This is a genomic window from Puniceibacterium antarcticum, assembly GCF_002760615.1.
In the GTDB taxonomy this organism is placed as follows: domain Bacteria; phylum Pseudomonadota; class Alphaproteobacteria; order Rhodobacterales; family Rhodobacteraceae; genus Puniceibacterium; species Puniceibacterium antarcticum.
On sequence record NZ_AWWI01000111.1, the window covers coordinates 1 to 26,155 of the forward strand.

Annotated in this window: 28 protein-coding genes; 15 read left to right on the plus strand and 13 right to left on the minus strand. The window is 62.8% G+C overall.

Annotation, left to right across the window (positions count from 1 at the left end; all coding sequences use genetic code 11):
* From P775_RS15325 to P775_RS15355, 7 genes are all read right to left on the minus strand, one after another.
* Positions 1-867: ABC transporter ATP-binding protein (locus tag P775_RS15325; RefSeq protein ID WP_099911794.1), on the minus strand; the 867-nt coding region annotated here is incomplete at its 3' end.
* Positions 864-1,916: an ABC transporter ATP-binding protein gene (locus tag P775_RS15330; protein WP_099911795.1), complete on the minus strand. Its 1,053-nt coding sequence runs from the start codon at positions 1,914-1,916 to the stop codon at positions 864-866. The genes P775_RS15330 and P775_RS15325, both read right to left, overlap by 4 nt.
* On the minus strand, positions 1,903-2,784 hold the full coding sequence (locus P775_RS15335; RefSeq protein ID WP_099911796.1) for an ABC transporter permease: 882 nt from the start codon (positions 2,782-2,784) through the stop codon (positions 1,903-1,905). Before P775_RS15335 ends, P775_RS15330 begins: the two co-directional genes overlap by 14 nt.
* A gap of 3 nt (positions 2,785-2,787) precedes the next feature.
* On the minus strand, positions 2,788-3,741 hold the full coding sequence (locus tag P775_RS15340; RefSeq protein ID WP_099911797.1) for an ABC transporter permease: 954 nt from the start codon (positions 3,739-3,741) through the stop codon (positions 2,788-2,790).
* 63 nt (positions 3,742-3,804) lie between these two features.
* Positions 3,805-5,406 carry an ABC transporter substrate-binding protein gene (locus P775_RS15345; protein ID WP_099911798.1) on the minus strand — a complete coding sequence of 534 codons (1,602 nt, stop codon included), beginning with the start codon at positions 5,404-5,406 and terminating at the stop codon, positions 3,805-3,807.
* Between the two features lie 379 nt (positions 5,407-5,785).
* Positions 5,786-6,886: a transglutaminase-like domain-containing protein gene (locus tag P775_RS15350; protein ID WP_099911799.1), complete on the minus strand. Its 1,101-nt coding sequence runs from the start codon at positions 6,884-6,886 to the stop codon at positions 5,786-5,788.
* A 90-nt stretch (positions 6,887-6,976) separates the two neighbouring features.
* Complete coding sequence (locus P775_RS15355) at positions 6,977-7,849, minus strand: transglutaminase family protein (RefSeq protein ID WP_218967716.1); 873 nt, start codon at positions 7,847-7,849, stop codon at positions 6,977-6,979.
* Between the two features lie 96 nt (positions 7,850-7,945).
* Here P775_RS15355 and P775_RS15360 point away from each other — a divergent pair, with 96 nt between their 5' ends.
* On the plus strand, positions 7,946-8,854 hold the full coding sequence (locus P775_RS15360; RefSeq protein WP_099911800.1) for a transglutaminase-like domain-containing protein: 909 nt from the start codon (positions 7,946-7,948) through the stop codon (positions 8,852-8,854).
* A 102-nt stretch (positions 8,855-8,956) separates the two neighbouring features.
* On the opposite strand, the gene P775_RS15365 is transcribed toward P775_RS15360, so the two are convergent.
* Complete coding sequence (locus tag P775_RS15365; RefSeq protein ID WP_099911801.1) at positions 8,957-9,271, minus strand: DUF1244 domain-containing protein; 315 nt, start codon at positions 9,269-9,271, stop codon at positions 8,957-8,959.
* A 35-nt stretch (positions 9,272-9,306) separates the two neighbouring features.
* Positions 9,307-10,044, minus strand: coding sequence for an N-formylglutamate amidohydrolase (locus P775_RS15370; protein WP_099911847.1), 738 nt, complete (start codon positions 10,042-10,044; stop codon positions 9,307-9,309).
* A gap of 206 nt (positions 10,045-10,250) precedes the next feature.
* Between P775_RS15370 and pyk the strand changes: the two genes are divergently transcribed.
* The 3 genes from pyk to rplT all read left to right on the plus strand — a co-directional run bounded on the left by pyk (position 10,251) and on the right by rplT (position 12,518).
* A complete protein-coding gene (gene pyk / locus P775_RS15375; protein WP_099911802.1) occupies positions 10,251-11,696 on the plus strand; it encodes a pyruvate kinase in 1,446 nt (481 codons plus the stop codon).
* A gap of 220 nt (positions 11,697-11,916) precedes the next feature.
* Positions 11,917-12,117, plus strand: coding sequence for a 50S ribosomal protein L35 (rpmI, locus tag P775_RS15380; protein ID WP_099911803.1), 201 nt, complete (start codon positions 11,917-11,919; stop codon positions 12,115-12,117).
* A gap of 29 nt (positions 12,118-12,146) precedes the next feature.
* Entirely contained in the window at positions 12,147-12,518 is a 372-nt protein-coding gene (gene rplT / locus P775_RS15385; protein ID WP_099911804.1) for a 50S ribosomal protein L20, read from the plus strand.
* A 66-nt stretch (positions 12,519-12,584) separates the two neighbouring features.
* Here the strand turns inward: rplT and P775_RS15390 are convergent, their stop codons facing one another.
* A complete protein-coding gene (locus P775_RS15390) occupies positions 12,585-13,457 on the minus strand; it encodes an aldose 1-epimerase family protein (RefSeq protein ID WP_099911805.1) in 873 nt (290 codons plus the stop codon).
* Between the two features lie 119 nt (positions 13,458-13,576).
* Here P775_RS15390 and pheS point away from each other — a divergent pair, with 119 nt between their 5' ends.
* The 7 genes from pheS to mscL all read left to right on the plus strand — a co-directional run bounded on the left by pheS (position 13,577) and on the right by mscL (position 20,011).
* On the plus strand, positions 13,577-14,650 hold the full coding sequence (gene pheS / locus P775_RS15395; RefSeq protein WP_099911806.1) for a phenylalanine--tRNA ligase subunit alpha: 1,074 nt from the start codon (positions 13,577-13,579) through the stop codon (positions 14,648-14,650).
* Positions 14,651-14,880: 230 nt separating this feature from the next.
* Entirely contained in the window at positions 14,881-15,282 is a 402-nt protein-coding gene (locus P775_RS15400; protein ID WP_099911807.1) for a BLUF domain-containing protein, read from the plus strand.
* Positions 15,283-15,395: 113 nt separating this feature from the next.
* A complete protein-coding gene (locus P775_RS15405) occupies positions 15,396-15,839 on the plus strand; it encodes a BLUF domain-containing protein (protein WP_180287460.1) in 444 nt (147 codons plus the stop codon).
* Positions 15,836-16,114, plus strand: coding sequence for a YrhK family protein (locus tag P775_RS15410; protein ID WP_099911809.1), 279 nt, complete (start codon positions 15,836-15,838; stop codon positions 16,112-16,114). Before P775_RS15405 ends, P775_RS15410 begins: the two co-directional genes overlap by 4 nt.
* A 281-nt stretch (positions 16,115-16,395) precedes the next feature.
* The gene (pheT, locus tag P775_RS15415) at positions 16,396-18,792 is read left to right on the plus strand and encodes a phenylalanine--tRNA ligase subunit beta (protein ID WP_099911810.1); all 2,397 of its coding nucleotides are present in this window, start codon (positions 16,396-16,398) and stop codon (positions 18,790-18,792) included.
* Positions 18,793-19,001: 209 nt separating this feature from the next.
* Positions 19,002-19,451 (plus strand): YtoQ family protein, encoded by a 450-nt coding sequence (locus P775_RS15420; protein ID WP_099911811.1) that lies wholly within the window; start codon positions 19,002-19,004, stop codon positions 19,449-19,451.
* A gap of 137 nt (positions 19,452-19,588) precedes the next feature.
* Positions 19,589-20,011, plus strand: a complete 423-nt coding sequence (gene mscL / locus P775_RS15425; protein WP_099911812.1) for a large conductance mechanosensitive channel protein MscL — start codon at positions 19,589-19,591, stop codon at positions 20,009-20,011.
* A gap of 57 nt (positions 20,012-20,068) precedes the next feature.
* Here mscL and ald read toward each other — a convergent pair whose 3' ends face one another.
* Positions 20,069-21,187, minus strand: a complete 1,119-nt coding sequence (gene ald / locus P775_RS15430) for an alanine dehydrogenase (RefSeq protein WP_099911813.1) — start codon at positions 21,185-21,187, stop codon at positions 20,069-20,071.
* 136 nt (positions 21,188-21,323) lie between these two features.
* Here ald and P775_RS15435 point away from each other — a divergent pair, with 136 nt between their 5' ends.
* Positions 21,324-21,782 carry an Lrp/AsnC family transcriptional regulator gene (locus tag P775_RS15435; protein WP_099911814.1) on the plus strand — a complete coding sequence of 153 codons (459 nt, stop codon included), beginning with the start codon at positions 21,324-21,326 and terminating at the stop codon, positions 21,780-21,782.
* A 155-nt stretch (positions 21,783-21,937) separates the two neighbouring features.
* Here P775_RS15435 and rpsU read toward each other — a convergent pair whose 3' ends face one another.
* The gene (gene rpsU / locus P775_RS15440) at positions 21,938-22,144 is read right to left on the minus strand and encodes a 30S ribosomal protein S21 (RefSeq protein WP_099911815.1); all 207 of its coding nucleotides are present in this window, start codon (positions 22,142-22,144) and stop codon (positions 21,938-21,940) included.
* Between the two features lie 173 nt (positions 22,145-22,317).
* On the opposite strand from rpsU, the gene P775_RS15445 reads away from it, so the two are divergent.
* On the plus strand, positions 22,318-23,010 hold the full coding sequence (locus tag P775_RS15445; RefSeq protein ID WP_099911816.1) for a COQ9 family protein: 693 nt from the start codon (positions 22,318-22,320) through the stop codon (positions 23,008-23,010).
* Between the two features lie 35 nt (positions 23,011-23,045).
* Complete coding sequence (locus P775_RS15450; protein ID WP_099911817.1) at positions 23,046-24,029, plus strand: NAD(P)H-quinone oxidoreductase; 984 nt, start codon at positions 23,046-23,048, stop codon at positions 24,027-24,029.
* Positions 24,030-24,099: 70 nt separating this feature from the next.
* Here the strand turns inward: P775_RS15450 and P775_RS15455 are convergent, their stop codons facing one another.
* Positions 24,100-24,900, minus strand: coding sequence for a DUF2189 domain-containing protein (locus P775_RS15455; RefSeq protein WP_180287461.1), 801 nt, complete (start codon positions 24,898-24,900; stop codon positions 24,100-24,102).
* A 193-nt stretch (positions 24,901-25,093) separates the two neighbouring features.
* Here P775_RS15455 and P775_RS15460 point away from each other — a divergent pair, with 193 nt between their 5' ends.
* Positions 25,094-26,077 (plus strand): quinone oxidoreductase family protein, encoded by a 984-nt coding sequence (locus P775_RS15460; protein ID WP_099911819.1) that lies wholly within the window; start codon positions 25,094-25,096, stop codon positions 26,075-26,077.
* Positions 26,078-26,155 lie beyond the last annotated feature (78 nt).

Consider the following 26,155-nt stretch of genomic DNA (forward strand, 5'->3'; position numbering starts at 1 on the left):
CGGCGCAAAGGAACAGGCGTCGGGCCGCGTGTCCAGCGGCGGCGGCGCGCCCGGAATGGCGTTCAGCCGTGCGCCGCGCGCCGCATCATGCAGGTTCGCCGCCAGCAGCCCCCGCGTATAGGGGTGGCGCGGGTCCTTGATGATCTGGCGGGTTGTGCCCTCTTCGACGATCTGGCCGGCATACATCACGGCAATGCGTTCGGACACTTCGACGGCTACGCCGATGTCATGGGTGACAAAGATCACCCCCATTCCGAATTCCTTTTGCAGATCGCGCAGCAGCAGCAGGATCTGGATCTGCACCGTTGCATCCAGCGCCGTCGTCGGCTCATCCGCCAGCAACAGGCGCGGACGGCAGGCCAGCGCCAGCGCGATCATCACCCGCTGCAACATCCCCCCCGACAGCTCGTGCGGATAATTTTTCAGCCGCCGCTCGGGCGACGGAATGCGCACCCGGCGCAGCATGTCGAGCGCGGTTGACAGCGCCTCTTCGCGGCGCACGCCCTTGTGGCGCATCACGGATTCCGCGATCTGATCCCCCACAGTATAGACCGGGTCCAGCGCGAGACCCGGCTCCTGAAACACCATCGACACCTCTTCGCCGCGATAGGCCTGCAGTTTCTTGCCCGACAGGGTCAGTACATCGACACCGTTGACCTCGATTGCGCCATCAATCTTGCTGCGTTTTGGCGGCAGCAGACGCAGCAAGGTCTTTAGCGTCACGGACTTGCCCGACCCGGATTCGCCCAGCAGCGCCAGCGTCTCGCCCTGCTTCAGGGTCAGGGTCAGGTCGTTGATCGCATGCACCGTGCGCGCGCCGGTAAAGCGGACATTCAGGTTGCGGATATCGACAAGGTTCTCGGTCATGACAGCACGTCCTTTCCCGCCTTGCTGTGGCCTGATCCCAGATCATGCAGATGGCAGGCCGCCATATGCTCTGACCCCACAGCCAGCGGGCGCAATGTCGGCACCTTGGCCTTGCAGACAGATTCGGCAAAGCGGCAGCGCGTGTGGAACCGGCACCCCGACGGTGGATTGATCGGGTTGGGCGGATCGCCCGCCAGCGGCGGCTCCATCGTGCGGTTGTCCGGATCCATCGACGGCATCGCCGAAAACAGTGAGCGCGTATAGGGATGTGCCTGCGACGCCCAGATGTCATCCACCGGCGCAATCTCGACCACCTCGCCCAGATACATCACCAAGATCCGGTCAGAGATATAGCGCACCACGTTCAGATCATGGCTGATAAAGATGTAGGTCAGGCCAAACTCGCGCCGCAGATCCGCCAGCAGGTTCAGCACCTGCGCCTCGACCGATTTGTCCAGCGCCGAGACGGCTTCGTCCAGCACCACCAGACGCGGCGACATGGCCAGCGCGCGCGCAATGTTGATGCGCTGGCGCTGCCCGCCCGACACCTCATGTGGGTACCGCTGGGCAAACCGATCCGGCGCCAGCCCCACACGCTCCATCAGCTTGCGCGCACGGCCCACCGGGTCCGACAACCCCTGAATGCGCGCACCAAAGGCAATCGATTCCTCAATCGTCAGGCGCGGGTTAAGAGAGGCATAGCTGTCCTGAAACACCATCTGCACGCCCCGGCGCAGATCGCGCAACGACAGCGCACCGCCAAGGTCCTGACCATCATAGATGATCTCGCCCTTGTCCTTATCGATCAGGCCGATCAACAGGCGCGCGGTTGTGGACTTGCCGCAGCCGGATTCGCCGACAATGCCCAGCGTCTCGCCCTTCTTGACCTCAAACGACACACCATCCACCGCCTGCACCACGGCCTTCTTGCCACCCAGAATGCCGCCGCGCACGGGGAAATATTTCTGCAGATTGCGCACAATCAGCAGCGGTTGCGCCGGGCCACCCTTGTCGGGCGCGGTGTCGGGCAGGGGTTCAGTCACGGACATTCATTGCACTCCTTACGCCATCGCTCAGCAGGTTGAGGCAGAGCGAGGTGATAAAGATCATCAGCCCCGGCAGGGCCGACAGCCAGGGGTTCACATAGATCGCGGATCGCAGGGTGTTCAGCATCAGACCCCATTCCGGCTCTGGCGGGCGCACCCCGATGCCAAGGAACGACAAACCGGCCGCCAGGATCATGCAGACGCTGGTCAGAGAGGTGGCATAGACAAAGATCGGCGACAGCACGTTGCCGATCACATGCACCCGGATCACCGTCAGCGCATTCGCCCCCGACGCCCGCGCCGCATCGATGTAGTCGAGCGCGCGCACACCCGATGTCACCGCCTCGGCCACCCGCGTCAGCGGCGGGATGAACACGATGGTCAGCGACACCAGCGAATTGACGATCCCCGCCCCCAGCGCCCCCGAAATGGCGATGGCCAGCAGGACCGAGGGGAAGGCAAAGAACACATCCACCGTGCGCATGATCAGCGTGTTGACCCAGCCCCCGGCATAGCCCGCCACAATGCCCAGCGTCCCACCGATGAAAAACGCCAGCACCACGGGGGTCAGACCAATGAACAGCGTCAGCCGCCCGCCATAGATCAGCCGGGCCAGCATGTCGCGGCCCTGCTCATCCGTGCCCAGGATATGCCCCGGTGTGCCGATGGGTTTCAGCCGCGCGATCATCGACCCCTTGTAGGGATCAGCCAGACCCAGCCATGGCGCAAAGACCGCCGACAGGATCAGCAACAGGATCACGCTCATGCACAGCAGCGTCAGCGGATCGCGCATCAGCCGCGCGCCGACACCCGACCAGTAGCCCTTGCCCGATTCCGCGACCGGCTCTTCGAGGGTTTCAACCGCGCTCATGGCTCAGCTCCTCTTGATACGGGGGTCGATGGCGGCCTGCGCCACGTCGACGATCAGGTTCATCCCCACAAAGAACAGGGCCAGCACAAGGATGGTCCCCTGCAGCAGCGGCAGATCGCGCTGAAAGATCGCATTGGACAGCAGAAAACCCGACCCCGGCCAGTTGAACACCGTCTCGATCAGGATCGAACCGCCCAGCAGATACCCCAGCTGCAGGCCCATCACCGACAGCGCGGTCGCGGCGGCATTGCGCGCCACATGGCGCAGTACATCGCCCCGGCTCATCCCCTTGGCATAAAGCGCCTGCACAAAATCCTGCGTCAGCAGATCCCCCGCCAGTGCGCGCACCGTGCGCGCAACAATCCCTATGGGCACCACGGCCAGTGTGACGGCGGGCAGCACCAGATGGCGCATGTGCAGCCAGTCCCAGGACCAGTCCTGCGATCCCCCCGGACCCGCGCCCATCGACGGCAACCAGCCCAGATTGACGGAAAAGATGATGACCAGAACGATGCCCAGCCAGTAATTCGGCACCGACACTCCGGCGATGGAAATCGCCGTGACCACGCGGTCGATCCAGCTGTCGCGGAAATAGCCCGCCAGAAACCCCAGGAAGATCCCGATGGGAAAGGCGATGACCGCGGCGCTGAACGCCAGCAGCAGCGAATTGTTCACGGCGCCGAACACCTCGCCCGCGACGGGGCGCCCGGATGCAATCGACCGGCCCATGTCGCCTTGGGCAAGGTTGCCGATCCAGATCGCATATTGCACCGGCAGCGGTTTATCTAGGCCGTAGACGGCGCGCATTGCGGCCTGTTCATCTGCGGTGGCATCCACCGGCATGATTGCGGTCAAAGGATCACCCGGGGCGATCTGGACCAGCATGAAGCAGATGACCGAAACACCAAAGGCGACAGGCAGCATCAGGATCACGCGGCGCAGGAAATAGCTGAACACTTGGCATTCCTCATATTGGAAAGCCCCCCGCCGCAGTGGGCGCGGCAGGGGGCGGGGATCAGATCATTCCATCGTGATGGACGAAAAATTCTGATACCAGTTCTGCGCCTGGACAAAGCCTTTGACCTTGGGCGACAGGGCGCGGGGCGCTACGTCATGGGTGACCATCAGGAACAGCGCATCGTTCACGAACTTCTCATGGGTCTTGCGCAGCACCGCATCCTGTTCGGCAGGGTCAAAGGTGGTCTTGATCTGCTCGAACAGCGCCTGCATTTCCGGATCGCAGTAATGGCCCCAGTTGGTGCCGTTGGGCGCGATCAGATCACAGGACAGGTGGCGGATCAGCCCGGTGAACGGATCCTGGATAAAATAGGTAAAGTTGATCGATTCCGATCCTTCCACCGCTGGATCAGCGGCCCCTGCACGCCACAGGTTGATCATCTGGTTCCACTCGACAACCATGAACTCGACCTCGATGCCGACTTCGGCAAGGCTTTGCTGGATGTATTCGTTCATCGGCAGCGGCAGCATCTGACCTGACCCCGAGGGCGAGATCAGCGCCTTGACCTTCAGCGGGTTCTCAACGCTGTAACCGGCCTCGGCCAGCAGCGCCTTGGCCTCTTCGGGGTCATACCGCACGTCAAATGTCGGCTCGCCGAACCACTGCGACGACGGCGGCAGGAACCCCTTGGCCGGAACCATCAGGCCGCCCAGCAAGGCGCCCATGCCCTCGCGGTCGATGGCAAGGTTCGCAGCCTTGCGCACGCGGATGTCATTCCAGGGCGACCCGTCCACACGCGACAGGTGCCAGGTCCAGTTGTGCGGATAGGCGTTGGACGAAATCACAAAGCCGTTGCCGGTCATCGCGGGAATGGTGTCGGGCGCGGGCGCCTCGATCCAGTCGACCTGACCGGACAACAGCGCGGCGGCACGGGCGTTCGGCTCGGGCAGCGGGATCAGCACCATCTTGTCGAGCTTGGGAATACGGGCTTCATCCCAGTAATCGGTGTTGGGCACCATTTCGGCACGCTCACGCGGCACAAAGGTTTCCAGCTTCCAGGGCCCGGTACCAGACGGTGTGGCGGCAAACGCCTCCCAGTCTTTTCCCAGCGCCTCGAACTGCGCCTTGGACGACATCAGGATCCAGGCCAGCTGATAGGGCAGGGTGGCGTCCGGCTCCTTGGTCACGATCTCAAGCGTATATTCGTCAACGGCGGTATAGCTCGCAACCGCGGGAATGCGCGACTTGCCCTGTGCGGCCTGACGGGAATCATACTGTTCGGACGTTTCATCCAGCAGCTTGTCTAGGTTCCAGACAACCACCTCGGACGTGAACGGGCTGCCGTCGTGAAAGGTCACGCCCTCGCGCAGCTTGAAGGTCCACTTGGTCTTGTCCTCGGCATCGACCGCCCATTCGCTGGCAAGCCCGGGGATCAGCACAGACGGCTTGTCCGCGCTGGTCAGGTCCCATTCGATCAGCGAATCATAGACCGTATAGCCCATGAACCGCATGCCTTCGCCGCCCTGATCTGTCTGGCCGGTGGTCAGCGGAATGTCTGCGGCCGTCATGCCGATCCGCAAGGTCCCCTGCGCGGCAGCCCCCTGCGCGAAGGCCAGACCCGCAGCCAAAGCGAGGGCTGCAAAGCCTTTCGTGAACTGTCTCATCTTTACGCTCCATGTCGTTTCGGGGCCGTATGACTCGCCCCTTGACCGACAAATTGCGCAAGCCGGAAATCCAGTCCCGCACCAATGCGCGAATTGGTGCAGGTGATTGCGCTCAGCCCGACGATTTTGCCCGCTTAATGGGCAATCATGCAGGTCCTGATTACTTCGCGGGCAGACGCCAGATCAGGGGCGCGGCACGACAGGGGCCTGCCGACAGCAGCCATCAGACCCTCGTGATGTCCTGAAATCTCACCGTTTCGCGCCGCGATCCGTCTATTGGCCTCGGGGCGGCGATGCCGGGGCAGCGGTCAAAGATGCGGCGCTCCTGCCGGAAATGCACCGATGGGCGCGGGGCAGCCTGCGCCACCCCGCGAAAGTGTCACGCGGTCAGTTCGCGCGCCGTGATCGTGTAATAACGGTTGTCCATGTCCAGCGGGTCCATCAGCGCGCCGGCCAGTTCGGCCTGCGGGTACATCAGAAACGCGATGGGATCCGCGTTCGAGCCGGGCAGAACCACATCATGGGCAAAGTTATAGGCGATCCAGTTGCCTTCCCAGCCACCGAACAGCACATTGCGGGCCTCGACCACCTTGGGATCATCCAGCGGCAGATCCTTGGGCGGCTCTTCCAGCATGACCTTGCGCACATCAGCGGGGTCGACGGCGACCCAGCCGAACCCATCCAGAAACACCTCAGCGCGGCAATGCTGTGCCTTGGTCACATCCGGCGAACCGGCGCCCAGGCTCTTGTAGCCGAACTCGGATTTCGCCACGCGCAGACCATAGACGTCGCGCGCCGGAATCCCCGCCGCCCGCGCCAGCCCGACGTAAAGCGAATTGAGATCGGCGCATTTGCCGGTCAGATCGCCCACCGCCAGCATGGATGCGACATCGCCCAGACCACAGCCACGGGTTTCGGGATTGCGCGCGGTGTTTTCCACGATCCAGTCATAGATCAGCCGCGCCTTTTCCAGATCGCTCTCTGCCAGCTCGGTGATCTTGTCCGACGTTTCCTTGACCAGACCATCGGTCGGGATCAACGCAACAGCGGATGTATAAAGCGTGCGCTCTTCTGCCGACAGGTCCGGCGTCTCGCCGGGCTTGGACAGATCCGTGTCCCGGCTCTGGGCTGAAACGGTGTTGACCAGATCCAGCACCTTTGCCTTGGTGTTGCCCGCATCCCATTCGGCATGCAGCATCATCACGCCGGTTTCGGGGTTGCTCACAACCTCGGCGCGGTCGGCCGTGGTGGTCCATTGCGTCGCGCCGGGCTTGCTCCAGCCCGCCTGATCGACCGCAGGCAGCGGCACCCAGACCTGTGCCGCCTCTGACGTCTCTGGCAGGGCGATGTTGGTCGTCAGCTCGAACTCGCGCCAGCCGTTCGGCTCGGGGCGGAACGCCGCCATCGCGCGGCGGGGCATCAGGGCCAGCAGCGATACCGCCGCGCCGGTCATCAGCACTGTGCGTCTATTCATATCCATTCGGCCACTCCACTTTATCAAAGTCCGCAGCCTTAGGCCCCCACCGGGGGATCCGCAAGCCTGCGTCCCATTGCAGATCAGCATAGCCGATCAGTCCACTTCCGTCACGCTGACCGACACGGTCAGGCCCAGAAACACCGCGCCCGCCCCGTGATAGCTGCCCGAGATCGGCGAGGCCTGCGCCGGTGTGCGCGTCGTTGCCACCCGGATCAGTGCGCTGCCTGCGGTCAGACGGTTGGTTGGGTCGAACTCGATCCAGCCCTCGCCGGGGACAAAGACATCGGCCCAGGCATGGGTTGCCCCTCCGCCGACCGGCGCGCCATCACCACTGCCCGCATCGTTCAGATAGCCGGTGACGAACCGCGCCGCGAAACCGAACCGCCGCGTCGCCTCCATGAACAGAAAGGCAAAGTCGCGGCAGGTCCCGCGCGCCTTGGCAATGGTCTGCCCGGCGGTCTGCGTGCCCATCTCTTCGCGGCTGGAATAGCCCATGACGCGGTGGATTGTGTGACAGAGGCTGCGCAGGAACGGCACGGCGCTGCCGGGACGGTCGGTGAAATGGGTGTTCAGCCACTGGTCCAGCGCCCCGGCATCCCCGGGATTGTGCAGGCCAAGATACGGCGACAGGTCGCGCGCATCCTCGTCCGTATAGGCAAAGGGGTAGGGGCAGGCAGGCCCGCCGCCCGCGCGCACCAGCGGATCGCCCGCATAGCGCCGCAGCACCAGCTCGCTTTCGATCACCAGCACGTCGCTTTCTCTGGAAAACGTCGCCTCGGCAATCGAATTGCCGAAGGTGTCAAAATACCAGTGCAGCTTGGCCACGGGCTGGATGCTCAAAAAGGCCTCATCGACCCACAGGTCATGCCCGTCGCGCGGGCGCAGCATGAGCTTGTGCGGGTTCAGCACAACCTTACGGTCGTATTTGTATTCGGTGCGATGCAGAACGCGCAGACGGCGGGCCAAGGGAACCTTTCCGGGGTCGGCGCGTATGATCGAACGTGCGACCGCATTGTGACGACAAATCTGCGCCAACTCTATTCCTAAAAACAAGGACGAACCATGCTCATCCGTTTCGGATTCGAGATTGATATCGACTGCGTGGCCCCCGTGCCGATGCTGCTGGCGCTCTCGACTCACAGCACTCTGGGTCAAAGCCCCCTGAACGCCCGGTTGATCGGGCAGGATTTTGTGCGCGCCCCTCAGTCCTGCGGCGCACGCAGCTATGTCGATCAATTCGGCAACCGCATCACACGCATCGTAACTCCGGCCGGATCGACCCGGCTCTGGTCCGATTGCGTCATCGACTTTGCGGGCGATGTGGACGAACAGGCCCCCTTTGCCGTGCAGCACCCGATCGCGGATCTGCCCGATGATGTGCTCAGCTACCTTCTCGCCAGCCGCTATTGCGACAGCGACAACCTCACCGCCCAGGCTTGGAACATCTTCGGCCAGACCGCCGAAGGCTGGGGCCGGGTCGAGGCGATTGTCGCCTTTGTCCACCAGCACGTGACCTTTGGCTATCATTTCGGCCGCGCGAACAAGACTGCCTCAGAGGTGTTTCGTGAAAAGACCGGGGTCTGCCGCGACTTCGCGCATCTTGCGATCTCTCTTTGTCGGGCGATGAACATCCCGGCGCGCTATGCCAGCGGCTATCTGGGTGACATCGGCGTGCCCTATTCCGGCCCGCCCGACTTCTGCGCCTGGTTCGAGGTTTATCTGGGCGGGCGCTGGTACACGTTCGACGCCCGCTACAGCACGCCCCGGGCGGCACGAATCCTCATGGTGCGCGGCGCGGATGCGGCGGATGTGGCGATGATCACGTCCTTTGGCGGCTACCGGCTGACCTATTTCCGGGTCTGGACCGAAGAGATCGACAGCACCCTGTCCGATGACGCGGTGCATGACATGTTGCGCACCCGCCCGGGCGGGGATCCGTTGGTCTATCCCTCTTCGGCCCGCATGGCCTGAGCCACATGGCCTTAAGCACACGGCGCAAAGTACGCGGCCCAAAGAAAGTGTCCTGTACCCCGCAGCCGAAGCAGCGGGGCGCGGCTTCGGCTGCGTCCCGGATCAGTCTTTGTTGGTGACGTTCTCGGCAAAAGCAGTCTTGAACGCCTCCTCCTTGTCCCCGGTCGCCTCGGTCTGGTGCTGCGCTTTCCAAGCGTCCATCGTCATGCCGTAAAACGCCTCGCGGCCTTCGTCCTTGTTCATTGTGATGCCACGCTCGTTTGCGGCCTCCTGATACCAGCGCGACAGGCAGTTGCGGCAGAACCCCGCCATGTTCATCAGATCGATGTTCTGCACATCGGGTCGGTCCTGCATCAGGTGCTTTCGCAGGCGGCGAAAGGCGGCGGCCTCGAGTTCAATACGTGTCTGGTCATCCATTCTTCAAATCCCATACTTTCAAGGTCTTTCGCGCCTCATACATCGGCGCGCCGCAGCGATTCTTCAAGCATGGGCGCCAGACGGTCGGCCCAGGCCTGCTGCGCCTCTGGTGTCTCGATCAGGTCGTTGCGCAGCTCGATCAGCGTGTTCTGCCGGCCATGTTTCAGCCCGTGCCGGTCAATGCTGTCGCCGGGCAGATGACCCGGATAGGGCTGGTTGCGCCCGACCGCAAGATCAGGCTCGGCGTCCAGCAGCGCGATCAGCGGATCCGACAGCCGCACGTCCCAGGCATGCAGGATGCCGATATGCCAGGGCCGTGGGGGCCTCCCGCGCAATTGCGGGGTAAAGGAATGGATCGATACCAGGACCGTATCCTCGCGCCGTGCCGCCAGCCCCGCAAGCGCTGCATGATAGGGGCGGTGATAGGCGGCCAGCCGCCGCTCCTTTTCCGCACCATCCGCATGGCGGTTGGCCGGTATCACCGACCCGTCATAGAGCCGCATCAGCAGCGTCGGATCATCCTCGCCCCGGTTCGGATCGATCACCAGCCGGGAAAAGTTGGAACAGATCACCGGCGCATTCAGGACCTGCCCAAGGGCGCGCGCAACCCCCGCCGCACCAATGTCAAAGGCGATGTGGCGTGCCATATCTTCGGGCGCCAGCCCCAGAGATGCCCCCAAATCAGGCGGGACCAGATTGCTGGCATGGTCGCAGGTGATCAACCAGGGACTGTTTCGCCCGCTTCCATCTATATGGTAAGGAGTGTAGGTCATGGTCATGTCATCTCTTTGCCGCATCTCTACAGAGGAGTTGCGCGTTCAGGGGAAATACGCAATAAGGGCGCTGATGTGTTAGCGGTAACGAAAATCGAACGGGCACCGGGGCATCGTGCGAAATGGGCACGGGGTCCGACCCAAAAAGGGGTACCGGGGCCGCAGCTCTGACACGACCGCAGAAATTCCAGACGGGACACTGATATATGAGACGATTGCGCAATGTAAAAATCGTGGCCACGCTGGGGCCGGCATCTTCGGATTACGACATGATCCGCAAGCTGCACGAAGCCGGGGCAGATGTGTTCCGCCTCAACATGAGTCACGGAAGCCATGACGAGATTCGCGAACGCCACGCGATCATCCGTCAGGTCGAGGTGGATCTGAACAGCCCCATCGGCATCCTTGCTGACCTTCAGGGGCCAAAGCTGCGCGTCGGCGTCTTTGCCAATGGCGAAGAAGAGCTGGTCAAAGGCGCTGCCTTCCGCATGGATCTGGACAAGGCCGCAGGGGACGCCACCCGCGTCAACCTCCCCCATCCCGAGATTTTCGAGGCGCTGGAACCCGGCGCACACCTTCTGGTCAATGACGGTAAGATCCGCCTCAAGGTCGAAACCTGTGGCAAGGATTTCGCCGATTGCATCGTGATCAACGGCGGCACGATCTCCAACCGCAAGGGCGTGAACGTGCCCGATGTGGTGCTGCCGCTGGCCGCTCTTTCGGCCAAGGACCGCAAGGATCTGGAATTCGTCTGCCAGCTGGGTGTCGACTGGCTCGCCCTCAGCTTCGTGCAGCGTCCCGAGGATGTGCTTGAGGCGCGCGAACTCTGCAAGGGCCGCGCTGCGATCCTGTCCAAGATCGAAAAGCCTGCGGGTGTGACCGCCTTTGATGCGATCCTCGAAGTGTCCGACGGCATCATGGTCGCCCGGGGGGATCTGGGTGTGGAACTGCCGGTGCAGAACGTGCCGCCGATACAGAAACGCCTGATCCGCAAATGCCGCGCCGCCGCCAAGCCGGTGATCGTCGCGACCCAGATGCTCGAATCGATGATCGAATCGCCCATGCCGACCCGCGCCGAAGTGTCCGACGTCGCCACCGCGATCTACGAAGGCACCGATGCGATCATGCTCTCTGCTGAATCTGCGGCCGGCGCCTATCCGGTCGAGGCTGTGGAAACCATGCACAACGTCGCGATGGAGGTCGAAAGCGATCCGACCTATCGTCAGGTCATCGACGCCTCCCGCGCGGCAAAACGCACCTCGATTGCCGACGGCATCGTCGCCGCCGCGCGTGAAATCGCCGAGACGACGGATATCAAGGCGATCGTCTGCTTTACCCAAAAGGGCACAACCGCCCAGCTGGTCGCGCGCGAACGTCCGCGTGTGCCGATCCTTGCGCTCACCTCCTCGCTGAACACCGCGCGGCGTCTGGCGCTGCTCTGGGGCACCAACACCGTCCAGATCGGTGTGCTTGAACGGTTTAAAGAGGCCGTTGTCAGTGCCGCCCGCGCCGCACGTGAAGGGGGCTATGCGACCACCTCCGATCAGATCGTCGTGACCGCCGGTGTGCCCTTCAACACCTCTGGCACCACAAACATCCTGCGCGTGGCGCCCTGTGACGAACGCCTGATCTACACCACCGATCCAGGTTGATCCGCAGCTTCTGCGCAGATCCGTAACAGCTATCGCGGCGCCGCCTTTCGGGGGGCGCCGCAGTTTTTGCCTCCCCGGCGCCTCTGATGCCTGCCCCCCTCAAAACCCCTTGCATCGGCTCCGGTCGCCGCCTATACGGCCCACTCAATCCGCGCACGTCCGGCCCACTTGGCATGCCGAGTCGTGCGTCCTAACCGACCCAAACGTTAAGGAGACGGAAATGCCCAAGATGAAGACCAAGTCGAGCGCTAAAAAGCGCTTCAAGGTGACTGCCACTGGTAAAGTGATGGCAGGCCAGGCCGGCAAACGGCACGGCATGATCAAGCGCTCCACCAAGTTCATCCGCGATGCGCGCGGGACGTCGGCTCTGTCGGCTCCGGACGCCAAGATCGTCAAGGGCTACATGCCCTACGACCGCTGATAGACCTGCAGATATAAGGAGCCTCAATCATGGCAAGAGTTAAAGGTGGGACAGTTACCCACGCCCGTCACAAAAAAGTCACCGATCAAGCCAAGGGTTACTATGGCCGTCGGAAAAACACCTTCAAGGTGGCTGCACAGGCCGTCGACAAGGCAAACCAGTACGCGACACGCGACCGTAAGAACCGCAAGCGCAACTTCCGCGCTCTGTGGATCCAGCGGATCAACGCGGCCGTCCGCATGTACGATCCCGAACTGACATATTCGCGCTTCATCAACGGTCTGGCACTCGCCGGTATCGAAGTGGACCGCAAGGTTCTGGCCGATCTCGCCGTGCACGAGCCTGAGGCATTCATCGCCATCGCCGCTCAGGCCAAGGCAGCCCTGCCCGCAGCCGCCTGAACCGGCGACACGGACTGACATTCTGAAACGCCACGGGGGAAACCTCGTGGCGTTTTGCGTTGGGGCTCAGAGGTTCAACGCCATCCGATAGCCGAACCGCGCCACGCCGCCTGCTGGCAGCGTCACGCTGAACGGGCGCTCCGCAATCTGGTGCGATCCGCCAACCCGCGCCGCCATCCCGTGCCACGGCTCGATGCACAGGAACGGCGCGCCCGGCTTGCTCCACAGCGCGAGGTTGGGCAGGGTGTCGAACTGGAACGTCAGGTTTGCGCCCCCCGCCACGCCATAGCGCAGCCCGGGTCCAGCGCCCTCGGGGAACACCAGCGCATCCTGATCGAACATCCCCGGCGTGATCGAAAGGCGCCCGGCATCAAAGGGTGACGGATGCGTGCCCGCCGCCAGCAGCCCGTCCTCCAGAGCGGCCCGCAGCGGCGCGCCACCATTGTCCAGCACCACCTCGTGTTGCTGACCCGCACAGCCGGGCAGGGGCCAGACAAAGGCCGGATGAAAACCGAACCCGAACGGCATCTCACCCTCGCTGCAATTCTCGACCTCGGCGCGCACCTCGACCGCCGCGCCGTCCAGCCGGTGCGTCAGCCGCAGTGCAAATTCAAACGGATAGACCGCCCGCGTCGCATCACTGTCGCGCAGCACATGGCGGCACATCTCCGGGCTGCTCTTTTCCAGCTCGAACACCGACCGCCGCGCAAACCCATGCTGCGCCATCTCGGCCTCAAACTCCCCCACCGCGATCCGGTTCTTGGGCGCGCGCCCGACAATCGGGAACAGCACCGGCGCGCGTCCGCCCCAAAACGCCGCATCGCCCTGCCACAGCACTTCGCGCCCGTCCACGGTGCGCAGGCTTTGCATTTCCGCCCCCAGTGCTGCCACATCCAGCGCCAGATGCACGTTTTCCAGATGAACGCCGTCGTCACTCATATCCGTCTCCTGTCCGTTTTGCGCACCCTGCCGCATCGCAGTGGTCAAGACCAGCGCCCGAAAGCTTGCATTCCCGGGTCGCTGTGCTAGCAGAGCGCCAAGGACTTCCGGAGGCCACCATGACCGATCTGCGCGACAAATATATTCAGGCCATCGCCGATGCCGGCGACGAAAACGTGCTTGAGGCACTGCGCGTTCAGGCGCTTGGCAAAAAGGGCGAAATCAGCCTGCAGATGCGCGAACTGGGCCGCATGACGCCCGAGGAACGCCAGACAGCAGGCCCCGCGCTGAACGCCCTCAAGGACGAGATCAACTCGGCCCTTGCCGCGCGCAAGGAATCGCTGGGGGATGCGGCGCTGAACGACCGCCTGCGCTCCGAATGGCTCGACGTGACGCTGCCCGCCCGGGGCCGCCGTCAGGGTTCGATCCACCCGATCTCTCAGGTGACCGAAGAAGTGACCGCGATCTTTGCCGACATGGGCTTTGCCGTGGCCGAAGGCCCGCAGGTTGACACCGATTGGTACAATTTCGACGCGCTGAACATCCCCGGCCACCACCCAGCCCGGGCCGAGATGGACACCTTTTACATGCACCGCGCGCCGGGCGACAACCGCCCGCCCCATGTGCTGCGCACCCACACCAGCCCGGTGCAGATCCGCCATATGGAAAAGCACGGCGCGCCATGCCGCATCATTGCGCCCGGCCGCGTCTACCGCGCCGATTACGACCAGACCCACACGCCGATGTTCAATCAGGTCGAAGGCCTCGCCATCGACAAGGACATCTCGATGGCCAACCTCAAATGGGTGCTCGAAGAATTCTTCGCCGCCTTTTTCGAGGTCGACGGGATCAAGACCCGCTTCCGCGCCTCACATTTCCCCTTCACCGAACCCTCGGCCGAGGTTGATATCCAATGCTCTTGGGTCGATGGACAGCTCAAGATCGGCGAAGGCGACGGCTGGCTCGAAGTGCTCGGCTCCGGCATGGTTCACCCGCATGTGCTGCGCTCGGCGGGTGTGGACCCGTCGCAATGGCAGGGCTTTGCCTTTGGCATGGGGATCGACCGGATCGCGATGCTGAAATATGGCATTCCCGACCTGCGCGCCTTCTTCGACTCTGACCTGCGCTGGCTGCGCCACTACGGCTTTGCCTCGCTCGACGTGCCGACGCTACACGGTGGGCTCAGCCGCTAAATCAGCTAGGCGCGCAAACGCGCGCCGGGCCGCGCCAGCCGACATCGCCAAACGCGAGGCAGGCTGGCGCTTTGATAAGGGCAGCAACCATCACTGACGCTGCCGAGATAAACCGCCCCAAACGGCCGTCCCATGGGCCACTCCACGGCCATCCACCCGGCGTCCTCTTTCAACGCCCTCTCGACACATCCCCCCGCAGGACGTAGCCTTTCGCAAAAGGAGTCCGCCTCGTGTCCCATCTCCGCCTGATCTATGCCTCGCGCCCCTTCGGCTTTGACCCCGGCACGCTCAACGGCGTCCTTCTGGATTCCCGGCGATGCAATCTGCGCGATGACATCACCGGGGCGCTGATCACCCGGGCAGACCTTTTCCTGCAACTGCTCGAAGGCCCCCCGGACAAGGTCAACGCCGCCTATGATCGCATCCGCCGGGATGATCGCCATATTGAGATCCGCGAACTGGTCCGCCGCGATGCGGACACACGGCTGTTTGCTGGCTGGGCCATGCGTGACGATCCGGCCAGAAGCTGGCTCTGGTCACGCGAGGAACTCGCCGCCGGTGCCCTCGACACCGCGTCGGAATCCGAGGTCGAAGCGGTCTTTGTGCGCGTCTGGCGCGAGGCGCTGAACTGAACTGATCTTGAAAAGGCAGGGCGCAGGGGACGGAACCCTACGGTCCTCTGGCGCGTTGGACCGTAAGAGCAGTTCCAACAGCGATCTGCTTTCCTGCACTACAAGAGTGTTCATTGACCTATCTCAGACTGATCTATGCATCGCGTCCCGTCGATTATGCGCCCGAAACGCTGGGTGCCGTCCTTGCGGGTTCTCAACGTCGCAACATCCGCGACGACATCACTGGCGCCTTGATCGCACGGGCCGACCTTTTCCTTCAGATGCTGGAAGGCCCGGCATCGCTCGTGGATCAGGCCTATGCCCGCATCCGGCAGGATCCCCGCCATGAAAACATGCGCCTTCTGGTTCGTCGCGAAACGCAATGGCGTCTTTTCCCCGGCTGGACCATGCGCGAGGCGTCAGACACGGAGTGGATCTGGACGCCCGAACAGGTCGCTCATGGTCTGCCCGCCAAAGCCCCCCGCCACGAGGTCGAGGCGATCTTTGTCCGCCTCTGGCGCGAAGGCCTGACGCCACCGGCGCGCAGGTTTACCCTCAGACGCAAGAGCCTTTTATGAAACTGTTTGACCACAAGAACCGCGAGCGTAACGACCACACCCGCCGCATCTATGCCCTTTACGAGATTGCGCATACCGCCGTGGATTTCCTCGCCGCCGTCAGCTTTCTTATTGGCTCCGTGCTGTTCTTGTTCCCGGATTACGAAACCCCGGCCGTCTGGCTGTTCATCCTCGGCTCGGTCTTCTTCATGGCCAAACCGACCCTGCGCCTGCTGCGCGAAATCCAGCTCTACCGCATGGGCCAGCTCGACAGCCTTGCGGGCCGGTCGTCCTGAAACGTTTCGTCTTTGGCTTCACGCAGCAAAGGGGGATTACGTTTTCAGTCGCAACGTCCTAAGCGCGCTGCGTTAACACTCGCCCCTCCCAGACGCCAAAGCCATACGGTTTCCATACGCATTCCATATGGGTTCCATACGGCCCAAAACCCTTGTTAACCGGGGCAATCGCGCTGATTCACGCCAATCGTTAACTGCACCTCCTTTGCACACCGCCCCCTTTCCCCCCGGACCCCGATCCGCTAAGGGGGATGCAACACGCAATTAACGGGTTGAGACCGATGAAATTCACCTTTTCCTGGCTCAAGGATCACCTCGACACCACCGCTCCGCTGGACGAGATCCTGGAGGCGCTGACCGACCTCGGGCTCGAGGTTGAAGGCGTTGAAAATCCACTGGAAAAGCTGTCTGGCTTTACCATCGGCAAGGTGCTTGAGGCCGAAAAGCACCCCGATGCGGACAAGCTCAAGGTCTGCAAGGTGGCGATCGACGATGGCGAGACCCAGATCATCTGTGGTGCACCCAACGCCCGTGCCGGGATCACCGTGGTCGTGGCCAAGCCCGGCACCTATGTCCCTGGAATCGATACCACAATCGGCGTGGGCAAGATCCGTGGCATCGACAGTTTCGGCATGATGTGCTCCATGCGCGAACTCGAACTGTCCGAAGAACATGACGGCATCATCGAACTCGTCTCCGGTGAGGTCGGGCAGAGCTTTGCCGACTGGCTGGGCCAGAACGAACCCGCCCGCGTCGATCCGGTGATTGAAATCGCCATCACCCCAAACCGCCCCGACGCGCTCGGCGTGCGTGGCGTGGCGCGTGACTTGGCCGCGCGTGGCCTCGGCACGCTGAAACCCCGCGATGTCGTCCCTGTCGAGGGTAGCTTTCCCTGCCCCATCGGGGTGAGCATTGATGATGACACACTCGACGCCGCGCCGGTGTTTTATGGCCGCGTTATCAATGGTGTAACGAACGGACCCAGCCCGCAATGGCTGCAGGATTCCCTGCGCGCCATTGGCCTGCGCCCCATCTCCTTTCTGGTCGATGTCACCAACTTCTTCACTTATGACCGCAACCGCCCGCTGCATGTCTTCGACGCCGATTTGGTGGCCGGAAACCTGCGCGTGCACCGCGCCAAGGGGGGGGAGACTCTGCTGGCGCTGGATGACAAGACCTACACTCTCCAGCCCGATATGACGGTGATTTCCGACGACAACGGCATACAAAGCATTGCGGGCGTCATGGGTGGTCTCGACACAGGCGTGACCGAAGAGACGACAAATGTCTTCATCGAAGCCGCCTATTTCGACACGGTCCGCACCGCCTACACGGGCCGCGCGCTCAAGATCAATTCCGACGCCCGCTATCGTTTTGAACGCGGCATCGACCCGGCCTGGACTCCCACCGGTCTGGAACATGCGACCCGCATGATCCTCGACGTGGCTGGCGGCAAGGCGTCCGAGGTGGTCGTGGCCGGTGAAATCCCCGACACGGACCGCGCCTATAAACTCGACCCGGCGCGCGTCATTTCCCTCGTCGGCATGGATATCCCCGAATCCGAACAGCGCCAGACACTTACCCGCCTCGGCTTTGTCCTTGACGGCGACATGGCGCAGGTTCCCAGCTGGCGCCCCGATGTGCTGGGAGAGGCCGATCTGGTCGAAGAAGTCGCGCGCATCGCCTCGCTCACCAAACTGCAGGGCAAGCCGCTGGCGCGCACACAGTCGGGCGTGCCGCAGCCGATCCTGTCGCCGCTGCAAAAGCGCGAACAGATCGGACGGCGCACCGCAGCGGCGTTGGGATACAACGAATGCGTGACCTACAGCTTCATCGACAAGGCGGCAGCGACCCTGTTCGGCGGCGGCGATGATGCGACCATGCTCGCCAACCCGATCAGCGCCGACCTCAGCCACCTGCGCCCCGATCTGCTGCCGGGTCTGCTGCGGGCAGCGGCACGCAATCAGGCGCGCGGTTTCCCGGATCAGGCGCTGTTCGAACTCGGTGCCACCTTCAGCGGGGGTGAGCCGGGCGAACAGCAGCTGCAGATCTCGGGCCTTCTGGTCGGTCGCACCGGGCCAAAGGATGTGCACGGCACGGCACGCGGCGTCGATGTCTATGACGCCAAGGCCGATGCAGAGGCGGTTCTTGCCGCCATGGGCGCCCCTTCTAAAGTGCAGATCCTGCGCGGCGGCGACGTCTGGTGGCATCCGGGCCGTCATGGCCGCATCTGTCTGGGGCCGAAAAAGACCCTCGGCATCTTTGGCGAGGTGCACCCCAAGGTGTTGAAATCCTTGGATATCAAGGGACCTGCCGTCGCCTTCACCCTCTGGCCTGCCGAAATCCCGTTGCCGCGCAAGACGGGTGCAACCCGCCCGGCGCTGGTGGCGACCGATCTGCAGGCGGTCGAACGCGACTTTGCCTTTGTCGTCGATGCCGAGGTCGAGGCGCTGAGCCTCGTCAACGCCGCAGCCGGTGCCGACAAGGCCCTGATTGCCGAGGTGCGCGTTTTTGACGAATTCATCGGCGGCTCGCTGGGTGAGGGCAAAAAATCCATCGCCCTCACCGTGCGTCTGCAACCGACAGAGGCGACGCTGAAGGAAAAGGATATCGAGGCGATTTGTGCCAAGATCGTCGAAAAGGTCCAGGGCGCCACAGGCGGCACCCTGCGGGGATAGGTCACGATGTGACCTGATCTGGGCGGCGTCAGCCCGTCACGCCCAAGGGATGCCTTTGGTGTGACGGGCAAGCGCTTTCGGGCGCGCGCCGCGCTTTATTCCGGGCCGGAAGACACCCCGCGCGTCGCGGGCAAGTCCACCACAGACTTGCGCCCGAGAGATTAAGTCTTAGGTAACGCCTCAAGGAATATAGTCAGAGCGAGGCACTCATGGGATTGAACGTTTATCTGTCCGGCGAAATCCACACCAACTGGCGCGATCAGATCATCGACGGCGCACAGGGTCTGGATGTCACCTTTTCCGGCCCGGTGACGGACCACGGTGCCTCAGACGATTGCGGTGTCAAAATTCTTGGGGAAGAGGCGAACAAATACTGGCACGACCACAAGGGCGCCATGTTGAACGCCATCCGCACCCGAAAGGGTATCGCGGACTCTGATGTTGTCGTGGTGCGTTTTGGCGAACAGTACAAACAGTGGAACGCCGCCTTTGATGCGGGATACGCAGCCGCACTCGGGAAATCCCTGATCATCCTGCAACAGCCCGACCACGATCACGCCCTGAAAGAGGTCGACGCCGCTGCCCTTGCCGTGGCCCGCGACCCGGCTCAGGTGGTCGAGATCCTGCGCTATGTCCTCACCGGCACACTTCCGGGCTAAGCGGAACAGTCTGCCGTGACGTCAGAGACACGCCGCGCAGGGCTCGGAACAAAGAGGGTGCAACTGATCGCGGTGCCTGGTTATAGACTCGCAGAACGGGCAGGGGTCCTGTCCTGCAAACTCTATGAGGCACCGTTATGATTCAGGAATTCAAGGACTTCATCGCCAAGGGCAATGTCATGGACATGGCCGTCGGCATCATTGTCGGCGCGGCCTTCACCGCCATCGTGACCTCGCTTGTCGGGGATATCATCAACCCGGTCATTGCGCTGTTCACCGGCGGCATCGACTTTTCCGGCTGGTTCTACGCGCTGGACGGCGAAAAATACGTCTCCCTCACGGTGGCCAAGGATGCCGGTGCGCCGGTTTTTGCTGTGGGCAAGTTCCTCATGGCCGTGATCAATTTCCTGATCATCGCCTTTGTCGTCTTCATGCTGGTCAAGATGGTGAACCGGGTGAAATCCGTCGCCGACAGACCGGATGATATCGCTCCACAGGTCAAGACCGGGCCATCCCAACTGGATGTCCTGCTGGAAATCCGCGACCTTCTGCGCAAGTAAGGGGTTCTGCTGAAACGCAAAAGGCCGGGGAACGCCCCGGCCTGTCTGCTTTTCGGCTCAGCCCTTCAGCGCCAGCTGGGGTGACGTGACATCGATCCCCAGCGCCTTGCCCACTGCATAATAGGTCAGCTTGCCGGCATGGACGTTCAGCCCGTTCAGCAGGTGCGGATCGTCGGTGCAAGCTTGCCGCCAGCCCTTGTCGGCCAGCGCCAGCATGAACGGCATTGTCGCATTCCCCAGCGCGATGGTCGATGTCCGCGCAACGGCACCGGGCATGTTCGCCACGCAATAATGCATGATCCCGTCCACGTCATAGATTGGGTCCTGATGGGTGGTGGCATGCGATGTCTCGAAACATCCGCCCTGATCAATCGCCACATCGACGATCACCGCACCGGGCTTCATCGTGGACAGCTGCGCGCGGCTCACCAGCTTGGGCGCAGCGGCTCCGGGGATCAGCACGGCACCAATCACCATATCCGCCTCGGCCACCAGCTCGGCGGTGGTCGCCGCACTGGCATAGGCAGTCTTGAACGTGCCGCCAAAGACATCGTCCAGATAGCGCATCCGCATCAGCGACCGGTCCAGCACGGCAACATTGGCGCCCATGCCCGCCGCAACCCGCGCCGCATGGGTTCCGACAACCCCGCCGCCGATCACCACGACCCGCGCCGGAAACACCCCCGGCACGCCGCCCATCAACACACCGCGCCCGCCATTGGCCTTTTGCAGTGTCCAGGCCCCCACCTGCGGCGCGAGCTTGCCCGCAACTTCTGACATCGGCGCCAGCAGGGGCAGACCGCCGCGATCATCCGTCACCGTCTCATAGGCGATGCAGGTCGCACCCGACGCCAGCAGATCGCGGGTCTGCTCTGGGTCCGGTGCCAGATGCAGATAGGTGAACAACACCTGCCCCTCACGCAGCATCTTGCGCTCACCGGCCTGCGGTTCCTTGACCTTGACGATCATGTCCGCCGTGGCGAACACCTCCTCGGCGGTGTCGATCATCCGTGCGCCTGCGGTGATGTAATCCGCATCCTCGAATCCCGCGCCGCGCCCGGCCCCGGATTGGATCAGGACCTCGTGCCCATGGGCGACCGCCTCATGTGCCGCGTTCGGGGTGATCCCGACACGGAATTCCTGTGGCTTGATTTCTGTGGGGCATCCGATTTTCATGGCTCTCTCCCTTGCGCCTGTGTCGCGACCCTGCGCTTATCGCCTTGCAATTACTGGTCGGATTTGATGCGGTGATAGCGGAAACACGCGAAGGATCTTCGGCCATGCCTGCCTTTTTCGAAAGGAACTACCCCGTTTGACTCTGGACGACACAGACCGCCGCATCCTGCGCGCCCTGCAGCGCAGCGGGCGCATGTCCAACGCTGATCTTGCCGAAACTGTCCACCTTTCAGCCTCGGCCTGCCATCGGCGGGTGCAGCGGCTTGAGGAAGACGGCTATATCCGCGACTACGTGGCGCTTCTTGATGAACGCAAGCTTGGCCTGCCCACCACGGTCTATGTGGAGATCAAGCTCAGCGCACAGGCGGACGACGTGCTTGAGGCGTTCGAAAAGGCTGTGGCGCGGGTGCCGGATGTGCTGGAATGTCACCTTATGGCGGGGGCGGCGGATTACATCCTCAAGATCGTGGCCGAGGATACCGATGATTTCGCCCGCATCCACCGCCAGTACCTGACCCGTCTGCCGGGGGTGGCGCAGATGCAGTCGAGCTTTTCGCTGCGCACCGTGTTTCGGACGACAGCACTGCCAGTCTGACCAGGCGCTATCCCAAACTTTTTATAAAAAAGTTTGCCAAAAATCTTTCCAAGATTTTTGCAGCGAGCCCATGAAGCGCTGCGCAGGAAACGAAAAACCCCCGAAGCCAGAGCTCGGGGGTTATCAAATTGTTTATTTAGCGTGGAAAACAGCTCTCAGAGCATACCTTCGCGTTGCGCCTTTTTGCGTGCCAGCTTGCGGGCACGGCGGATCGCTTCGGCTTGCTGTCGCGCTTTCTTTTCGGACGGTTTCTCGAAATGCTGCTTGAGCTTCATTTCACGGAACACGCCTTCGCGCTGGAGCTTTTTCTTCAGAGCCCGAAGGGCCTGATCGACATTGTTGTCGCGAACACTAACCTGCATGTGGTTTTCACCACCTTTCTGGTTGGAGTTGCAAGGATTTGCAGGAACGGAGCGTTTAACAAGGCTTCTGCCATTTGTCTACACGCGAAAGCCGCCTCCTGCGGGCATCTGTCTCTGGTCAAATCCCGCAAAACGCTTAGGTTCAGATAAAATCCTCAACGGAAGGGACAATCATGACACCCGAGTATGATCCGACCGAAACCGCCTTGCTAGAGGCGGCTCTGCTGAACGTACCTTTTGACGGCTGGTCCGAAGACACTTTCAAGGCTGCAGTCTCCGAGTCCGGTATCGAGCCGGTTGTTGCGCGGGCACTGTTTCCCCGTGGTGCGCTGGATCTGGCCATTTCCTTTCATCGGCGCGGCGATGATGAGATGGTCCGCCGTCTTGAAGCGACCGACCTCAGCGGCATGAAATTCCGCGACAAAGCCACGCTTGCGGTCCGCCTGCGGCTTGAGGCGGTCGAGGATCGCGAGGCAGTGCGCCGCGGCACGACGCTCTTTGCGCTGCCGATGCATGCGGCGGATGGCGCAAAGCTGATCTGGGGCACGGCAGACCGTATCTGGACGGCGCTGGGGGATACGTCGGACGATATCAACTGGTACACCAAGCGCGCGACGCTCAGCGGTGTCTACTCCTCGACCGTGTTGTATTGGCTGGGCGACGATTCTCTGGAAAATCAGGCGACCTGGGCGTTTCTGGACCGCCGCATCGGGGATGTGATGCAGATCGAGAAGGTCAAGGCGCAACTGCGCGGCAATCCTTTGCTTGGCAGGGTTTTCGCCGGACCCGCCTGGGTGCTAAGCAAGGTCAAGGCGCCCGCAGGGGCGCGTGATGATCTGCCGGGCCGGCAGGCGACACCGTCCTGAGGGCCCGCAGACGCCAAGCAAGAAGGACCTGATACATGACCCAGACAATGCGCGCCGTAGAGATCACCGAACCCGGTGGTCCGGACGTCCTCAAGATTGCAGAGCGCGCCGTGCCCCAGCCCGGCCCCGGGCAGGTCCTGCTGAAGGTGGCTTATGCAGGCGTCAACCGCCCCGATGCGCTGCAACGCGCCGGGGCCTATGCCCCGCCTCCGGGCGCCAGCGATCTTCCGGGGCTCGAAGCCTCGGGAGAAGTCGCGGCCTTGGGTGAGGGTGTCACCGATCTGCACGTCGGTGATCAGGTCTGCGCCCTGCTGCCCGGTGGCGGCTACGCCGAATATGTTGTCACCCCGGCCGTCCATTGTCTGCCCGTCCCCGAGGGGCTGGATCTGAAACAGGCCGCCTGCCTGCCTGAAACCTATTTCACCGTCTGGACAAACGTCTTCCTGCGCGGGGGCCTGCAGGCCGGCGAACGCTTTCTGGTGCACGGCGGGTCCAGCGGCATCGGCACGACGGCAATCCAGCTTGCGCATCACTTTGGCGCGCGGGTCTTTGCCACCGCGGGGTCTGCGGACAAATGCAAGGTCTGCATGGATCTTGGCGCCGAAAAGGCGATCAACTACCGTGACGAGGATTTTGTCGAATTGCTGCGGGCCGAAGGTGGTGCAAACCTGATCCTCGACATGGTGGGCGGGGATTACCTGCCGCGCAACGTCAATGCGCTGGCAGATGACGGGCGACTGGTGCAGATCGCCTTTCTGCAGGGACCGAAGGTCGAGCTTAACTTTGCCCAGGTGATGATGCGCCGCCTGACGATCACCGGCAGCACCCTGCGCCCGCAAAGCGATCTGGCCAAGGCGCGCATCGCCTCTGATCTGCGCGCCCGTGTCTGGCCGCTGCTTGCGGCGGGGCGGATCGCACCGGTGATGGATTCCGAATATCCGCTGGAAAAGGCGTCAGAGGCGCATGCACGCATGGAAACCTCCGGCCATATCGGCAAGATTGTCCTCAAGGTTTCCTGAACCCGACCTTCCTGCGCCCGACCACCCAGGTTGGTCGGGCGCAGTCTAGTGCTGCGCAGCAGATCTGGTTTCAGCCCACCGCACGCCGATAGAGATGCCATGTGGCATGGCCCAGCACCGGCAGCACGATGATCAGCCCCAGTAGAAGCGGCACCGCGCCCAGCACCAGACCCGTTGCAACCACAGCGCCCCATGTCAGCACCACACGCGGGTTGCGGCGCAGCACCTCGACAGAGGTGGCGATGGCCACGGGCACGCCCACATGCCGGTCCAGCAGCATCGGAAACGACACCACCGAAATCGCCAGTGCGATCACGGCAAAGCCGAACCCGACGCCGCAGCCAAGCAGGATCATCGCCCAGCCGCCGGGTGTGGTCAGCACCTGTTCGGCAAAGGCCGACAGGCTGACCGGCACACCGTCACCCAGCGTGACTTTGTGAATGCCTGCAGCGACCAGCATCCAGGTCACGAACAGCGCGGTAAGGTAGAATGCCATAACCAGAACGGCGCCGTGTTCGCGTCTGCGGCTGATCTCGTACAGGCCCACCGCCGCAACCGGCCCCAGCAAGGCAAAACCCGCAAGCAATGGGAACAGCAGCGGCAGCATCGACATCTGAAGGCCGATGCCCACCAGCAGCAGCCCAACCACTGGATAGATCATCACGATGAACATCACATCGCTGCGCGACGCGGTGAAATCCGCCCAGCCCTCGGCCAGGGCATCGCGGATATCGCTCATGTCCAGCCTGCGCACGTAAGGTGCGGTGGAACCGTCATTGCCAAGCTCACGGGCCGAAGCGGCCAGATGGCTGCCCGACCGCCCAAGCGCCTGAGCCGTCCACGATAGGGGATTTCCGATTGTCTGGGGCACAGTCAAACTCCTTTCGCTACGCGGCGAGCGTGGTTTGCGGTTCCGACCCTGCCGCATTGATGGTCAGACCGATCAGCAGCACCTATGTACGTAGGATAACACGGAATCACGTTAACGTTTATCACGGTTTGCAGAGCGGGCCCGCCAGCCCTGCAGACAGAATAAACCGCAGCGCCCAAGGGGAGAGAACCACATGACCACCACAGCCAGAACCGCCGTCATCCACGAACACGGCGGACCCGATGTGTTCCGCATCGAGGACCGCCCGGTCGGTGACCCCGGCAAGGGCGAGATCCGTATCCGGCATGCCGCCTGCGGGCTGAACTTTATCGACGTCTATCAGCGCAGCGGCCTGTATCCGATGCAGCTGCCCCAGGCGCTGGGCATGGAGGCCTCCGGCACGGTCGAGGCGGTGGGCGAGGGTGTCACGCACCTCAAGGTCGGGGACCGCGCTGCCTATGCCGCCCAGCCGCCGGGGGCCTATACCGAGGCGCGGGTGATGCCTGCGGCACAGGTCTGCCCGCTGCCGGATGGCATCTCATTCGACGAAGGTGCTGCCATGATGCTCAAGGGCCTCACCGTACAGTACCTTTTTCATCGCACAACACCGCTGAAGCGCGGCGATACCGTGCTGTTTCATGCCGCCGCCGGGGGCGTTGGCCTGATCGCCTGTCAATGGGCGCGTTCCGAAGGGATCACGCTGATCGGCACCGCCGGCACGGATGAGAAATGCCAGCTTGCCCTCGATCACGGGGCGAGCCACTGCATCAACTACCGCACACAGGACTGGGCGGCAGAGGTAAAGGCGCTGACCGGTGGCGCTGGCGTCGATGTGGTGATGGACGCCGTGGGCGCGGACACCTTTGACGGCTCACTGAACAGCCTGAAACCGCTTGGCATGATGATTTCCTTTGGCAATGCCTCTGGCCCCGTGCCGCCGTTCAACCTTGGCATTCTTGGGCCCAAGGGGTCGCTCAAGATCACGCGCCCGACGCTGTTCACCCACATCTCGGACCATGCCGCCTGTCAGGACATGGCGCAGATGCTGTTCGCCAAGGTTGTCTCGGGTGATGTGAAGATCCGCATCGACCAGCGCTTTCCCCTTGTGGATGTTGCCGAGGCGCATCGCACGCTCGAAGCCCGCGAAACCACCGGCAGCACGATCCTCACGCTCTGAGGGGTGCCGAAGATGCACAGCTTCTGTGCGCATGGGGAGGTTCGTTAACGGCCTCCCCACGCTTAGATATGTTGTGAA